The 15,619-nt window shown below is 38.5% G+C and carries 16 protein-coding genes; 15 read left to right on the top strand and 1 reads right to left on the bottom strand.

Going from position 1 to position 15,619, the window contains the following annotated elements:
- Nucleotides 1–8: 8 nt before the first annotated feature.
- From QQS35_RS01600 to QQS35_RS01530, 15 genes are all read left to right on the top strand, one after another.
- Complete coding sequence (locus tag QQS35_RS01600) at nt 9–572, top strand: TIGR01440 family protein (protein WP_285930043.1); 564 nt, start codon at nt 9–11, stop codon at nt 570–572.
- A 93-nt stretch (nt 573–665) separates the two neighbouring features.
- On the top strand, nt 666–1,901 hold the full coding sequence (gene glyA, locus QQS35_RS01595; protein ID WP_285930001.1) for a serine hydroxymethyltransferase: 1,236 nt from the start codon (nt 666–668) through the stop codon (nt 1,899–1,901).
- 222 nt (nt 1,902–2,123) lie between these two features.
- Nucleotides 2,124–2,753 (top strand): uracil phosphoribosyltransferase, encoded by a 630-nt coding sequence (gene upp / locus QQS35_RS01590; protein ID WP_285930000.1) that lies wholly within the window; start codon nt 2,124–2,126, stop codon nt 2,751–2,753.
- A 34-nt stretch (nt 2,754–2,787) separates the two neighbouring features.
- Nucleotides 2,788–3,933: a non-hydrolyzing UDP-N-acetylglucosamine 2-epimerase gene (gene wecB, locus QQS35_RS01585; RefSeq protein ID WP_285929999.1), complete on the top strand. Its 1,146-nt coding sequence runs from the start codon at nt 2,788–2,790 to the stop codon at nt 3,931–3,933.
- A gap of 854 nt (nt 3,934–4,787) precedes the next feature.
- Complete coding sequence (locus QQS35_RS01580) at nt 4,788–6,962, top strand: S8 family serine peptidase (protein WP_285929998.1); 2,175 nt, start codon at nt 4,788–4,790, stop codon at nt 6,960–6,962.
- 295 nt (nt 6,963–7,257) lie between these two features.
- On the top strand, nt 7,258–7,482 hold the full coding sequence (locus tag QQS35_RS01575; RefSeq protein ID WP_285929997.1) for an AtpZ/AtpI family protein: 225 nt from the start codon (nt 7,258–7,260) through the stop codon (nt 7,480–7,482).
- Nucleotides 7,483–7,484: 2 nt separating this feature from the next.
- Entirely contained in the window at nt 7,485–7,865 is a 381-nt protein-coding gene (locus QQS35_RS01570) for an ATP synthase subunit I (protein ID WP_285929996.1), read from the top strand.
- Between the two features lie 17 nt (nt 7,866–7,882).
- Nucleotides 7,883–8,608, top strand: a complete 726-nt coding sequence (atpB, locus tag QQS35_RS01565; RefSeq protein WP_285929995.1) for a F0F1 ATP synthase subunit A — start codon at nt 7,883–7,885, stop codon at nt 8,606–8,608.
- A gap of 53 nt (nt 8,609–8,661) precedes the next feature.
- On the top strand, nt 8,662–8,868 hold the full coding sequence (gene atpE, locus QQS35_RS01560; protein WP_285929994.1) for a F0F1 ATP synthase subunit C: 207 nt from the start codon (nt 8,662–8,664) through the stop codon (nt 8,866–8,868).
- Nucleotides 8,869–8,997: 129 nt separating this feature from the next.
- The gene (gene atpF, locus QQS35_RS01555; protein ID WP_285929993.1) at nt 8,998–9,525 is read left to right on the top strand and encodes a F0F1 ATP synthase subunit B; all 528 of its coding nucleotides are present in this window, start codon (nt 8,998–9,000) and stop codon (nt 9,523–9,525) included.
- Complete coding sequence (locus QQS35_RS01550) at nt 9,522–10,064, top strand: F0F1 ATP synthase subunit delta (RefSeq protein WP_285929992.1); 543 nt, start codon at nt 9,522–9,524, stop codon at nt 10,062–10,064. The genes atpF and QQS35_RS01550 overlap by 4 nt, the downstream gene beginning before the upstream one ends.
- 21 nt (nt 10,065–10,085) lie before the next feature.
- A complete protein-coding gene (atpA, locus tag QQS35_RS01545; protein ID WP_285929991.1) occupies nt 10,086–11,594 on the top strand; it encodes a F0F1 ATP synthase subunit alpha in 1,509 nt (502 codons plus the stop codon).
- 48 nt (nt 11,595–11,642) lie between these two features.
- Complete coding sequence (gene atpG, locus QQS35_RS01540; protein ID WP_285929990.1) at nt 11,643–12,506, top strand: ATP synthase F1 subunit gamma; 864 nt, start codon at nt 11,643–11,645, stop codon at nt 12,504–12,506.
- 82 nt (nt 12,507–12,588) lie between these two features.
- Nucleotides 12,589–13,989 (top strand): F0F1 ATP synthase subunit beta, encoded by a 1,401-nt coding sequence (gene atpD / locus QQS35_RS01535; protein WP_285929989.1) that lies wholly within the window; start codon nt 12,589–12,591, stop codon nt 13,987–13,989.
- 326 nt (nt 13,990–14,315) lie between these two features.
- Nucleotides 14,316–14,714 carry a F0F1 ATP synthase subunit epsilon gene (locus tag QQS35_RS01530; protein WP_285929987.1) on the top strand — a complete coding sequence of 133 codons (399 nt, stop codon included), beginning with the start codon at nt 14,316–14,318 and terminating at the stop codon, nt 14,712–14,714.
- A 63-nt stretch (nt 14,715–14,777) separates the two neighbouring features.
- Here QQS35_RS01530 and QQS35_RS01525 read toward each other — a convergent pair.
- Nucleotides 14,778–15,619, bottom strand: an 842-nt coding sequence (locus QQS35_RS01525) for an IS3 family transposase (RefSeq protein WP_285929948.1), incomplete at its 5' end; no start/stop codon positions are given.

Here is a 15,619-nt window from a genome sequence, read left to right as displayed (position 1 = left end):
TGTTTGAAGTGGAGCAGTTGCAAACGAATCTAAAAGTAATTATAGATGAATGGTTAACGAATGGTTATGTTCAGGAAGGTGATTTATTTGTGATTGGCTGTTCGACTAGTGAAGTAGCCGGTGAGCATATTGGAACAGCTGGAAGTGAACAGATTGCAGCGGCTATATTTGAACAGGTCAATCGCTTAAAACAAGAAGCGGGTGTACAACTCGCATTTCAGTGCTGTGAGCATTTAAACAGAGCGCTCGTTGTAGAAAAATCAACCATGCGTGTTTTTGGTTATGAACAAGTCAGTGCCATTCCTGTTCCTAAGGCTGGAGGTTCCATGGCTTCATACGCCTATAAACAGTTCAAACAACCCGTACTAGTAGAACAGATTGAGGCAGATGCAGGCATCGATATCGGTGAAACGATGATAGGAATGCACATAAAAAAAGTTGCAATTCCTTTACGTTTAAAGCAACGGTACGTTGGTAATGCACGCGTCAATGCAGCGAGAAGGCGGCCAAAATTAATTGGCGGGGAACGAGCAGTTTACGCAGATGAAATACAACAAGAGCATTGTGATTAAGGTATCTCTTTTTGCACAATGATGTGCATACTTCCTAACGGAGGTAAACAACATCTTACTATAAATAAGAAATAGGATAAGGGGGAAATACGAATGGATCACGTTAAACAATTTGATTTAGATGTTTTTAATGCGATTGAAGATGAAAGAAACCGTCAGAATGACAAAATTGAACTGATTGCATCAGAGAATTTTGTATCGCAAGCGGTGATGGAAGCTCAAGGTTCTGTATTGACGAACAAATATGCTGAAGGTTATCCAGGCAAACGTTATTATGGTGGTTGTGAGCACGTAGACGTAGTGGAAGATTTAGCTCGTGACCGTGCTAAAGAACTGTTTGGAGCTGAACATGTTAACGTACAGCCGCACTCCGGGGCACAAGCTAACATGGCTGTTTACTTCACGGTGTTAGAACCAGGAGACACAGTTCTTGGTATGAACTTAAGTCATGGTGGCCACTTAACACACGGAAGTCCGGTGAATTTCAGTGGTTTACTTTACAATTTTGAAGAATACGGTGTGGACGAGCATTCTGAACAACTAGATTATGATGCTGTTTTAGAAAAAGCGAAACAAGTCAAACCTAAATTAATTGTTGCTGGTGCCAGTGCCTATCCACGTACAATTGATTTCGAAAAGTTCCGTGCTATTGCCGATGAAGTTGGCGCATATTTAATGGTCGACATGGCTCATATTGCTGGACTTGTAGCAAGTGGTCTTCACCCAGATCCGGTTCCGCATGCCCATTTTGTTACAACGACAACACATAAAACATTACGTGGACCTCGTGGTGGAATGATTATGTGCAACGAGGAATTTGCCAAGAAAATCGATAAGACAGTATTTCCTGGTATGCAAGGTGGCCCATTAATGCACGTAATCGCTGCAAAAGCGGTAGCCTTTAAGGAAGCATTACAGCCTGAATTTAAAGAGTATTCAAAAAATATCATTGCCAATGCCAAGCGTTTTGGTGAGGCTCTTCAAGCAGAAGGTATTCGCATCTCTTCTAGTGGTACAGATAACCATTTATTATTACTAGACGTTCGTGGTCTTAACTTAACTGGAAAAGATGCAGAAAAAGCATTGGATGATATCGGTATTACAACAAACAAAAACACTATTCCTTTTGATCCAGAAAGTCCATTCGTGACTAGTGGAGTTCGTGTAGGAACAGCTGCGGTTACATCTCGAGGATTTGGTTTGGAAGAGATGGAAGAAGTTGCATCGATCATTGCTTTTACGTTAAAGAATATAAATGACGATGCAAAATTAGAAGAAGCGAGAGAAAGAGTCAAAACCTTAACCGGTAAATTTCCCTTATATCAATAGTAGATGTGGTCCCTTGTCCTCTGTTTGAAGTGGTGAGGGACTGTTTTAATATCTAAAGAACGCTATTAAATGGATGTGTAATCAAAGTAAATAGATTGGGAAAACTAACAATTGCATGAACTTGCTTGAATTATCGACAAAAATATTGTATCTTCGCTTGAAAGCAAGCCATTTTTTCAGTACACTTTTAAGGATGTAAAAAATAGAAGGAGTGATCGTATCGTGAGTAATGTATTTGTACTGGATCATCCATTAATTCAACATAAACTTACCTACATAAGAAATAAAAAGACAGGAACAAAAGAATTTCGTGAGCTAGTTGATGAAGTAGCTGGGCTTATGGCCTTTGAAATTACAAGAGATTTACCTGTCGAGGAAATAACGATTGAAACACCGGTAACGACTGCGAAAACCAAAATACTTAGTGGTAAAAAAATTGGTTTAGTGCCAATTTTGCGTGCAGGGCTTGGGATGGTTGATGGTATTCTCAGTTTAATTCCAGCAGCAAAAGTAGGGCATGTTGGACTTTACCGTGATCCAGAAACATTAACGCCGGTCGAATATTATATTAAATTACCTTCAGATATCGAAGAACGTGAACTTATCGTCATTGATCCAATGTTGGCAACAGGTGGTTCAGCAAATGATGCGATCCATTCACTAAAAAAACGTGGTGCAACAAACATTAAGTTAATGTGTTTAGTCGGTGCGCCAGAAGGTGTAAAAGTAATCCAAGAGGAACACCCTGATGTTGATATTTACTTAGCAGCTTTAGATGAAAAGTTAAATGACCATGGATATATCGTTCCAGGCTTAGGTGACGCTGGAGACCGTTTATTCGGCACGAAGTAGAATTTAAAAATAGCTAGCAATTGGAGTGAGTTTAATGGGTAAAAGAATAAAAGTTATGACTATATTTGGTACAAGGCCAGAGGCAATCAAAATGGCTCCGTTAGTGTTAGAACTTAAAAAAAGGCCGGAACAATTTGAAGCGATTGTGACTGTAACGGCTCAGCATAGAGAGATGCTTGATCAAGTATTAGATATTTTTGGTATCACACCTGATTATGACCTAAATATAATGAAGTCCAGACAAACGTTAGCTCAAATCACAACGAGGGCCTTAGAAGGTTTAGATCAAGTGATGCAAGAAACAAAACCAGATATTGTGCTTGTTCATGGTGATACAACGACAACGTTTGCAGCGTCGCTTGCCGCTTACTACAATCAAATTGCAGTTGGTCATGTGGAAGCGGGACTTCGTACATGGAATAAATATTCTCCGTATCCAGAAGAAATGAATAGACAACTTACTGGCGTTATGGCTGATCTTCATTTTTCACCGACAGATCAATCAAAACAAAATTTGTTAAATGAAAATAAACCTGCTGATAATATTTTTGTTACAGGTAATACTGCAATAGATGCGCTGAAAACTACGGTTAACAACGCGTACCAAAGTCCTGTATTAGAAGGGATAGGGAATAAGCGGCTTGTGCTAATGACAGCTCACCGTCGTGAAAACCTAGGGAAAAATATGCAGCAAATGTTCCGAGCTATTAAACGATTAGTGGAAACGCATGATGACATACAAGTGTTATATCCAGTTCACTTGAATCCAGTCGTTCAGGAAACTGCCAACGAAATATTAGGTAACGATGACCGCATTCAATTAATAGAACCACTTGGAGTTGTCGATTTTCATAACTTTGCTAGTAGAGCCCATTTGATATTGACAGACTCTGGTGGTGTCCAAGAAGAAGCGCCATCTTTAGGTGTTCCTGTACTTGTATTGCGTGATACAACAGAACGTCCAGAAGGAATTGCAGTTGGTACATTAAAATTAGCTGGAACAGAAGAAGATAACATTTTTAATTTAGCCAATGAACTGCTTTCGAATCCAGAAGCCCATAAACAAATGGCACAAGCATCTAATCCATATGGGGATGGCCAAGCATCAGCAAGAATTGCAGATGCAATCCGCTTCTTCTTTAACGAATCAGATTCTAAACCAGATCCATTTAACGTATAACTATCGAGAATTTCTCGATAGTTTTTTTATACTTGAAAGCAATTCAAATTGTCCATCTCTATATATAGATGGACCTGAAATAAGCTTCATTACAGTAGAAAATAGAAATTAGTCAGACCGAGCTCAGAAAAATATTAGAACAAGGCTCTTTTCGAAAACATTGTCCCTTTACAACTGCGAACTTGATATAAAGTACGCAGTAGAGTACTGACCCCGCTCCTCAAGCAAAATCGACTCCCTTTCCGCAGGCACGGCTTCAGCTAACTCAGAAGAAAACCACTTCTGAGTGGATCTTCAGCTCGCGCTGTTCCTGCAGGAGTGTCGCCAATTTAACTTGATCCGCTGAAAACAGCATCTATTAGATTAGAATAACATTTCATCTGGTAGTTAAGTTTTTAATATGTTTCTTTATAGTGCATGAAATCAAACCCTAACTACCCTCACACTTAGAAAGAAAATTATACGAAGCGGAGGGGAAATGCGACACTCCTATGGGAAAGGAACAGTCTGAAGACCCCACAGAGAGCGCTTTTTGCGAACGAGGAGACTGAGGCGTTCCCCATGGAAAGGGAGTATTTTCCCGCAGCGCCGGATTACCACCCAACTTGGAAAGAATGCAAAAAAATTAAGAATGTCTTACTGCGTACTTTATATATTATCTGTCATAAACAACAAACTTTTAGAAAAAAGCTAGTTCAAAAATAGCCCTAATTAATAGAAAACCTACATAATAATTATCCCACCATATGCCAAAGCTGGCAAAAGTAAATACGAACTCTTCCTAAGCAAATTTACCATGCATGAAAATCAATAAATCCTCTCATACTAAATAGAAAAAGAGGGGAAGTTCAAATATGAAAGTAATCACAAAAATACTATTATGTTTCTTTTTCACCACGATCTTTTTCTCTGTACATATCAAAGCAATAGAAGAGGAACAATCAATCATTATTGAAGTGGAAGGCGATCCGCATAAACATAGGCAATACATTGAAGACTACCACCCATTAATTGAAGTAGTTCAAGTATACGATACAATTTTTACCGGAATAGCTTTGAAAGGAAAAGCAAGTAACTTAGAACGGATGGGATCCCTGCATTTTGTTAAGAAGTCCTATCCGGTCCGCACGTATCAAACAAATATTAACCGTAGTGTTCCGTTTTTAACAGAAACGGATGATATCGACACAGAACAAATGAAATTTACAGGAAAAGGTGTAAAGGTCGGTGTTATCGATACGGGAGTTGATTATAGTCATCCTGATTTATCGGCTAATTATAAAGGTGGCTATGATTTAGTGGATTTAGACGATGATCCAATGGAAACCTTACCTGAACAAGGTGAGCCAACTTTACACGGGACACATGTTTCGGGAATTATCGCAGCAAGCGGCAACATGAAAGGTATTGCACCAGAAGCAGATCTATATGGATATCGTGCACTTGGCCCAGGCGGGAGGGGTACATCGATTCAAGTGATTGCAGCCATTGAAAAAGCTGTCAAAGATGGCATGGATGTCATTAATATGTCACTAGGAAATACAGTCAATGGTCCAGATTGGCCTACGAGTATTGCTGTTAACCATGCCGTTGATCGCGGCGTATCTATCGTAATAGCTAATGGAAATTCAGGCCCGGCAAATTGGACGGTTGGTTCACCAGCTACATCACCAAAAGCCGTTTCAGTTGGTGCTTCAACTCCACCAATGAAAATTCCTTTTCTGGAAGATTCCTTTGAAGACAAACGAATTGAATTAGCTCCTTTAGCGGGATCAAAACCATGGGATCTTGAAAAAGAATATCCACTAATAGATGGAGGCTTGGGAGAAGAAGAACTTCCCAATGCCCGAGGTAAAGTCGTTATCATGGAAAGAGGAATAGTTCCTTTTTCTGAAAAAGCAAGGAAAGCAGCTGAGGCTGGTGCAAATGCGCTCATTATTTATAACAATGAAGAAGGAATATTACAAGGTTCACTTGATGATAGTCAAGGCCCGATTGATATACCGGTTGCAGCTGTAGGAAAGAAAGATGGTCAATGGTTAATGGATCACGTAACAGAAGGTGAATATTGGATTGATACGACCTATCAAAATATTCAAGACAAAATAGCGGATTTCAGCTCAAGAGGCCCGGTTACTACAAACTGGAATATTAAGCCTGAAATTGTTGCACCAGGTGCAGCAATTGTCAGTACTGTCCCTGGCGGTTACCGAGAACTGCAAGGAACGAGCATGGCGTCTCCGCATGTTGCAGGTGGGTTAGCGCTTGTTAAGCAAGCCCATCCAGACTGGAAACCTGAGCAATTAAAGGGTGCATTGCTAACGACAGCTTTACCATTAAAGAATGGCAAAGGATTGTATAACCCAATTGATCAAGGTATGGGACGGATGCAACCACAAGCAGCTATTGACACAGAAACGATTATTTATAACCCAATGTTGGCTTTTGGGAAAATAGATAAGCTGAAAGACTCCCAAACAGTAGATGTGAAAATTGAAAATGTATCAAAGGAAACAAAAACTTATCATTTTGAATTACCACAGAATACACATGGTTTAAGCTGGCAGCTACCAAAATCGTTCACACTAGAGCCTGGGGATAAGAAAAATGTTTCCATTCAGCTTTCTGTAATAAGTAATATGATGGACAAGGGGTTACATCAGGGCTGGATTACGTTAAAGGCGAAAGATACAAGCTACCAACTACCATATTTATTTATAAACCGAGAAGCAGATTATCCAAAAGCGATGGGATTAGAATTTGCACTTAAAACATTCTCGAAAGAGGAGTATGAATATCGAATTTACCTACCGGAAGAAGCAAAATCAGTTACTATAGATTTGTATGATCCACATTCCTTAGTGTTCCAAAAAACGCTAGTCACCCTGGAAGATACAGAAGCTGGTGTGATTGAAGGAACATTAAAGAAGAGGAACATAACAGAAAACGGTGAATTTATAGCGAATGTTGAAGTGAAGACAACAGAGGATAAAACATATAATTATCAGACGGTCTTATCTATTGAATAAGACCTTTTCCCCTAAGTGTTGAGAAGTGTAAACATCTTGTATGAATTGTCACAAAAAGTTCACATTAATAGTTGTTTAAGTAATTGGTATATTCCTTTATAATTAAAGATACACTTCTCACCTTTAACTTAAACTGAATATATTGGGGATTTTATCCAACTCATAAAATGTCCCCCAAATGAATTGACATTACTTTACCCCTATTGTACACTGTTTTAGTATGGGTGAAAAGGGTTGCAAAGTGTGATGTTTATCACTGTGATTGGCACTTGTTTATGATACAGGGGCGGTTTTAATGAGCAAAAAGCAAAGTGATAATCCGTTTTATGGTATGGCAATTACGAGTAGTATATTGTCTCAATTAGTTGGGAGTCCGCTCATTGGCATTTTTATAGGTAGGTTTTTAGATGATTATTATTCTACCAAACCCATCTTTTTAATTATTGGTTTCGTATTAGGTTTAATAGCAGGTATATATGGTACCATTTACTTAGTTCGAAAATACATAGGGGACGAATAAAAATGCAGGATGAAATCTATAAGAAAATGATAAACCGACAACGTAAATGGATGCTCTACTTTATTTCTGTGCTTGTTCTTGGTGCAGGATTCACGCCATACACAACTGTATTCCTCGGCCTTTTATTAGGCTCAGTGCTTAGCTTTTTTAATTTATGGGTTCTTCAAAAGAAGATTAATAAATTTGGACAGGCAGTTATCGAAGGGAAAAGAATATTGGGTATAGGAACAGTAACCCGATTAACTGTTGCAGTGTTAGCAGTAGTAACCGCCCTTCGTTTTGATGATTACTTCCACGTGATTTCCGTAATTATTGGATTAATGACGACTTACATAGTCATTATGATAGATTTTTCCATTTTCGAAACAAAAACTAATACATGAAAGAGAGGTGAAACAGCTTGGATCATAAAGCACCGATGTATTATGATTTTTTAGGAATACCAGGGTTGAATTTTAACCTATCAACTGTACTAATGATATTCATATCTAGTGTCGTTGTGTTTGTCATTTGTACGTTAGCAACTCGTAAACTTCAAATGAAGCCTACTGGTGTTCAGAATTTCATGGAGTGGATTGTAGATTTTGTGAAAGGGATTATTGGAGATACGATGGATTGGAAAACAGGGAAAGTTTTCTTGCCTCTTGGACTAACCCTAATCACTTACATTTTTATAAGTAACATTTTAGGTGTTATTACAATGGTTACTTATGGTGAGTATTTATGGTGGAAATCACCAACCTCTGATGCAGGTGTTACCTTATCGTTAGCAGCGATGGTAATAATTCTTACCAATTTTTACGGTATTAAACTACATGGGTTTAAAAACTATGGAAAAGAGTATATGAAGCCAGTACCGTTCTTGCTACCAATCAAGATTTTGGAAGAGTTTACAAATACGATGACTTTAGGATTTCGTCTATTTGGTAATATTTTTGCCGGGGAGATTCTCCTCACCTTAATTGCGAAATTAGCATTTGTACTTGCTCCGGTTACTTTTGTTGGAGCGCTAATTCCGATGATGGCATGGCAAGGATTTAGTTTATTTATTGGAGCAATACAAGCGTTTATTTTCACTATGTTAACAATGGTTTATATGTCTCACAAGGTGAGCACTGACCATTAAGATATTATAAAAAATTATAAGAATTCAAATTCTTAGAGGAGGATATTATTAATATGGAAGCTTTAGCAGCAGCAATAGCAGTAGGTTTAGCAGCACTAGGTGCAAGTTTTGGTAACAGTCAGATCGTTAGTAAGGCATTAGAGGGGATCGCTCGTCAACCTGAATTACGTGGTCCACTTCAAACAACAATGTTAATCGGTATCGCACTAGTAGAGGCGATTCCTATTTTCGCCGTAGTTATCGCATTTATGGTAATGTAATTAAATTTAAAGATATTACATGGAATGGCGAAGTTCGTCTTTAAAAAGAACCTTCGCCTTTCCTTTATGTTCATTTAACCTAAAGATTGAAAAAACAGAAGCGATAGATGCCCGAAAGGAGTGAATACTGTGCAATTATCTAGTGATTGGCTGATTGTTGGAGCCGAGGTGGGTGGGTTAAACCCTGGAGATATCATTTTCTCTCTATTAAGCTTTGCTTTACTATTATTTCTACTTAAGAAATTCGCTTGGGGTCCATTAATGGATAAGATGGAAGAGCGTGAAAACTATATTTCAAATGAGATTGATGTCGCAGAAAAAAACCGTGTCGAAGCTGAAAAAGCATCTCTAGAAGCAGCTGAGCAGTTGAAAAACACACGTCAAGAAGCGCAAGCAATCATTGAAGAAGCAAAGAAATCAGCAACAGAACAAGAACAATCTATTCTTAAAGCAGCAACAGAAGCTGCTGAACGTTTAAAGAAATCTGCACAAGAAGATATCGAAAACGAAAAAGAAAAAGCTGTTCAAGCTTTACAGGCACAGGTGGCTACATTATCTGTACAAATTGCAAGTAAAGTAATTGAGAAAGAAATTAATGCACAGGATCAAGAAAAATTGATTTCCGAGTACATTAAAGAGGTAGGAGAAGAGCGATGAGTAACGTAGAGGTATCAAAACGCTATGCAGATGCTCTTTTTCAAATCGGTAAAGAAAAGAATCAATTAGAACAATTTGAAGCACAACTTCAAATTGTGAAAGAAGTTTTTATGAATAATAAGGAATTAAGTGCATTCCTAGAACATCCAAGAGTGGCAAAAGAGAAAAAGAAACAATTAATTAAAGATTCGTTTCAAGGTTTCTCTTCAGATGTAAATAATCTATTACATTTGTTGGTGGATAGACATAGCGAACATGCTGTTACATCCATCGTTGGTCATTTTGTTTCATTAGTACAGGATGCTAAAGGAATTGCAGAAGCAAAAGTATATTCCATACGTGAACTAACGGATGACGAAAGGCAACACTTGTCAAACGTATTTGCTAAAAAGCTAAACAAAACTGAACTTAAAATTGTGAACGTCGTAGACCCTACTATTCTTGGTGGTGTAAAAATCAAGGTTGGTAACACCATTTACGATGGATCAATTAAAGGTAAGTTAGATCGTTTAGAACGGAATATCGTAACTGCAAATTAATGATGATAGGGGTGAAATGGCATGAGCATTAAAGCTGAAGAAATCAGTGCGCTGATTAAACAGCAAATTGAAAATTATGAATCTGATATTGAAGTCAACGATGTTGGTACAGTTATCGAAATCGGTGACGGTATCGCTCGTGCTCATGGACTAGACAAAGTCATGTCTGGTGAGCTCGTTGAATTTTCGAATGGTGTCATGGGTATGGCGCAAAACTTAGAAGAAAGCAACGTAGGTATTGTTATTCTAGGGCCTTACACTGACATTCGTGAAGGTGACGAAGTTCGTCGTACTGGACGTATTATGGAAGTGCCAGTAGGTGAGGAATTATTAGGACGCGTAGTTAATCCACTTGGTCAACCATTAGATGGAAAAGGACCTATTGAAACTAGTAAAAAACGTCCGATTGAATCACCAGCTCCTGGTGTTATGGATCGTAAATCTGTTGATCAACCATTACAAACAGGTATTAAAGCGATTGATGCATTAGTACCAATCGGTAGAGGACAACGTGAACTTATCATTGGTGACCGTCAAACAGGTAAAACAACTGTTGCTATCGATACAATCTTAAACCAAGCAGACCAAAACATTATCTGTATTTATGTAGCGATTGGTCAAAAAGACTCAACTGTTCGTGGTACTGTTGAAACACTACGGAGATATGGTGCATTAGATTATACTATTGTTGTATCTGCCGGTGCTTCTGAACCTGCACCACTACAATACTTAGCACCTTATGCCGGCGTTTCTATGGGTGAGGAATTTATGTATAACGGCAAGCATGTTCTTGTTGTATATGATGACCTTTCTAAACAAGCAAACGCATATCGTGAATTATCACTTTTACTTAAACGCCCGCCGGGTCGTGAAGCATTCCCTGGTGATGTATTCTATCTACACTCTCGTTTATTAGAGCGTGCAGCAAAGCTTAGCGATGCTTTAGGTGGAGGCTCTTTAACAGCTCTTCCTTTCGTTGAAACACAAGCTGGTGATATTTCAGCTTACATTCCAACAAACGTTATTTCCATCACGGATGGACAAATATTCTTACAGTCAGATCTATTCTTCTCAGGTGTTCGTCCTGCGATTAACCCAGGTCTTTCCGTATCACGTGTTGGTGGATCCGCACAAATTAAAGCAATGAAAAAAGTTGCTGGTACCTTGCGTCTGGATTTAGCATCGTTCCGTGAACTTGAATCATTTGCGCAATTTGGTTCTGATCTTGATAAAGCTACACAAGCAAAGCTTAACCGTGGTGCACGTACTGTTGAAGTATTAAAGCAAGGCTTACATAAGCCACTTGTTGTTGAAAAACAAGTTATGATTATCTATTCGTTAGTTAACGGCTATTTGGATGATATTCCTGTAGCAGATATTACTCGTTTTGAATCTGAATTCTTAGCGTGGATGGATAAGAATAAAGCTGACATTCTAACAACAATTCGTGAAACAGGTAAACTTGCAGAAACAGAAGATATGAATAGTGCGGTAGAAGAATTCAAGAAACAATTTGTAGTTTCTGAATAAAAGTTACACTTCTTCCTTAATCCTCCTGAAGAAAGGGCGGTGAAATACGTGGCATCTTTAAGAGATATTAAAACCCGGATTAACTCGACACAGAAAACAAAACAAATTACAAAAGCAATGCAAATGGTATCTGCTTCTAAAATGAATAAAGCAGAACAAAATGCAAAAGCGTTTGTACCATATAGCGAAAAGATACAGGAAGTGGTTGCAAGTATCGCTGGTAGTGATCAAGATACAGAGCATCCGATGCTACAAGAAAGAGAAGTTAAAAAAACAGCATACTTTGTAATTACATCCGATAGAGGACTAGCTGGTGCTTTTAATAGTAGCATTTTGCGATCTGTTTATCGTACGATTCAAGAACGTCATAAGTCAAAAGATGAGTACACAGTAATTGCTGTGGGTAGAGTAGGTCGTGATTTCTTTAGAAAACGCGATATTCCTTTGACCAATGAGATCATTGGTTTATCCGATCAGCCTAATTTCACGGATATAAAGGATCTAACATCTGAAACAGTTCAATTATATATTGATGAAGAAATTGACGAATTGATTGTCTATTACAATCATTATGTTAGCGCGATTTCACAAGAAGTATCATCAACAAGACTTTTGCCACTTACTAATGTAGCTGAGGAAGCTACCAAAAAATCAATCGAATATGAATATGAACCAAATCAACAAGAAATTCTTAATGTACTACTGCCACAGTATGCCGAAAGCTTGATTTATGGAGCTTTACTAGATAGTAAAGCAAGTGAACACGCTTCACGTATGACTGCTATGCAAAGTGCAACAGATAATGCAAATGATTTAATTGATGATCTTTCACTTGCATATAACAGAGCACGTCAAGCTGCGATTACTCAAGAAATCACTGAGATTGTTGGTGGAGCAGCAGCGCAAGAATAATTTCTTCAAATGTATATCGCGTTTTAGTTAATTAATATTTCATATACATTGGAAGACTTAAAGTCAGTTAGGAGGGAAATCGATGAGCAAAGGATACGTTACACAAATCATGGGACCGGTCGTAGATGTTAAATTCCAAACCGGCCAGCTTCCCGATATTTATAACGCTTTGCAAGTCCCGTCTCAGGATGAAAAGAGCGAAAGTCTTACTTTAGAAGTTGCTTTACATCTAGGAGACGATAGTGTTCGTACAATCGCGATGTCATCCACTGAGGGACTGCAACGTGGTTCTGAAGTAATTGATTTAGGTGCACCAATTTCTGTACCTGTAGGAGACGTAACACTAGGTCGAGTTTTTAATGTGTTAGGTGAAAAGATTGACCTTGATGAGGAATTACCAAGTGATGTTCGCCGTGATCCAATTCACCGTCAATCTCCAGATTTTGAAAACCTAGCAACAGAAACAGAAATTTTAGAAACTGGTATTAAGGTAGTAGACTTACTAGCCCCTTATATTAAGGGTGGTAAAATCGGTCTATTTGGTGGTGCGGGTGTTGGTAAAACCGTACTTATCCAGGAGCTTATTAACAACATCGCTCAAGAGCACGGTGGTATTTCGGTATTTGCTGGTGTAGGTGAGCGTACACGTGAAGGTAATGACCTTTACTACGAAATGAAAGATTCAGGTGTTATCACAAAAACAGCCATGGTATTCGGTCAAATGAACGAACCGCCAGGAGCACGTATGCGTGTTGCATTAACTGGTCTTACAATGGCGGAATACTTCCGTGATGACCAAGGTCAAGACGTACTATTATTTATCGATAACATTTTCCGTTTCACGCAAGCAGGTTCAGAGGTATCAGCACTTCTTGGTCGTATGCCATCAGCCGTTGGTTACCAACCAACCCTTGCTACAGAAATGGGACAATTGCAAGAACGTATTACGTCAACGAATAAAGGTTCTGTTACTTCAATCCAGGCTATCTATGTACCTGCGGATGACTATACAGATCCGGCTCCTGCGACTACGTTTGCGCACTTAGATGCTACAACAAACTTGGATCGTAAACTTTCCGAGCAAGGTATTTATCCTGCTGTGGATCCATTAGCTTCCACTTCTCGTGCACTTGACCCTGAGGTAGTAGGGGAAGATCACTATAATGTTGCCCGTGAAGTTCAACAAACATTGCAACGTTATAAAGAATTACAAGATATTATTGCAATCTTAGGTATGGACGAGTTATCTGATGAAGATAAATTAACGGTTTCGCGTGCACGTCGTATCCAGTTCTTCTTATCTCAGAATTTCCACGTTGCAGAACAATTTACTGGTCAAAAAGGTTCTTATGTTCCTGTACAAGAAACTGTTCAAGGCTTCAGAGAAATTCTTGATGGTAAATACGATGATCTTCCAGAAGATGCATTCCGATTAGTCGGACGTATCGAAGAAGTAGTCGAAAAAGCAAAACAAATGGTTTAATAGAAAGTGTAACGGGCTTGTTCAGATGCGAGATACATAAGCAGAGTGCCTGTAAGTAACCAGGTCTTGGGTCACGGAAGGTGAACTGCTTATGTTACAAGCAATTTAGCCCATGAAGTTAGACTTCATTATAATGTGGAGGTGACTGTTCAGCTCCGAAATGGATAAGCCGAATGTTGTAAAAGGCTTTGCACTTTTACCCATGGAAAGCTTATGCTTGTCTCAGCGAGGACTTAGGAGCCGCAGCTCAAATGCTACCGCAGATATAATATTTTTTGGAGTGGTTGAGTAACAGCTACTTTATTCCAGCCTAAGGAGGGGTTTGATTGAAAACACTAACTGTGAGTGTTGTCACTCCTGATGGCCCTATTCTGGAAAATTCATTTAATATGGTTAGTTGTAAGGCGGAAAGTGGAGAGCTTGGTATATTACCAGGACATATTCCACTCGTTGCTCCTTTATCGATAAGCGCTGTACGTCTAAAAGGTGAAGATGGTACTGTTAAGATAGCTGTAAATGGTGGTTTCTTAGAAGTTCGACCTGACAAAGTGACCATACTTGCACAATCGGCAGAAGCACCTTCAGAAATTGACGTAGAAAGGGCTCGTAAAGCAAAGGAACGTGCTGAAAGACGTCTGAAAACTAAACAAGATGATATTGATTTCAGAAGGGCAGAACTAGCACTAAGACGAGCAATAAATCGTTTAGATGTTGTAGAAAAATAAAAAGTAATGAAAGGCTTTAGTTGAACTGACATAGCGATATGAGACACATATAAAACACCTATTTTAGGCTGCCACGACGCCAAATTCTTTTGGCGTAAGGTAGCCTAATTTTTCTTGAATTCTTTCCTCATTATAATGTTTAATGTATTCATCCACTTTCTCAACAACAGTAAAGTTGGATAAAGAATTGAATTTAATATACTGAAATTCCTCTGACTTTAAACTAGAATGAAAGGATTCAATTACGGCATTATCCCAACAATTTCCTCGTCTTGACATACTGCTGACAAAATGGTTTTTCTTCGCGTTATTCTGATAGGCATACGATGTATAAACACTCCCCTGGTCTGAATGAAGAATGACACCTTCTGGATTATGACGATTGATTAATGCCTCTTCGAGTGTATCAATCACCAGCGGCGTCTGTTGATGGTTATACAGCTTATATGCAATGATTTCATTACTATACAAGTCCATAATGGATGAAAGATATAAGGTTTCGCTCCCATATTGAATATACGTAATATCCGTTACCCATTTCTCATTTGGTTTAGAAGCAGTAAAGTCACGTTGTAGAATATTCGGTGCAATTACTTCTGATTCCCCTTGTGATTTCCATCTTCGCTTTGGTTTCACTCTACACTGTACATTGTGTTTTTGCATGATTTTCTGTACTGTATTTCGGTGTAATTCAATATTATGATCACGCTTCAACAACTTTTTAATCTTACGGTGACCACAACGATATTTGTATTTTTTGCATAGTTCTATAATGATATCTTCATGTGGATTCCGATAGGTGATTCCACTATTCATCCAACGATAGAATGTAGAACGTGGCACTTCTAGGGCAGACAAAATAGAAGTGATTGTGTACTTCCCCTTGAATTGTTCAACCAATTGAA

The sequence above is a fragment of the Aquibacillus rhizosphaerae genome (genome assembly GCF_030282825.1).
Classification (GTDB): Bacteria; Bacillota; Bacilli; order Bacillales; family Amphibacillaceae; genus Aquibacillus_C; species Aquibacillus_C rhizosphaerae.
The sequence above is the reverse complement of the archived record's forward strand: the minus strand, read 5'-3'. Positions and strand labels throughout refer to the sequence as shown.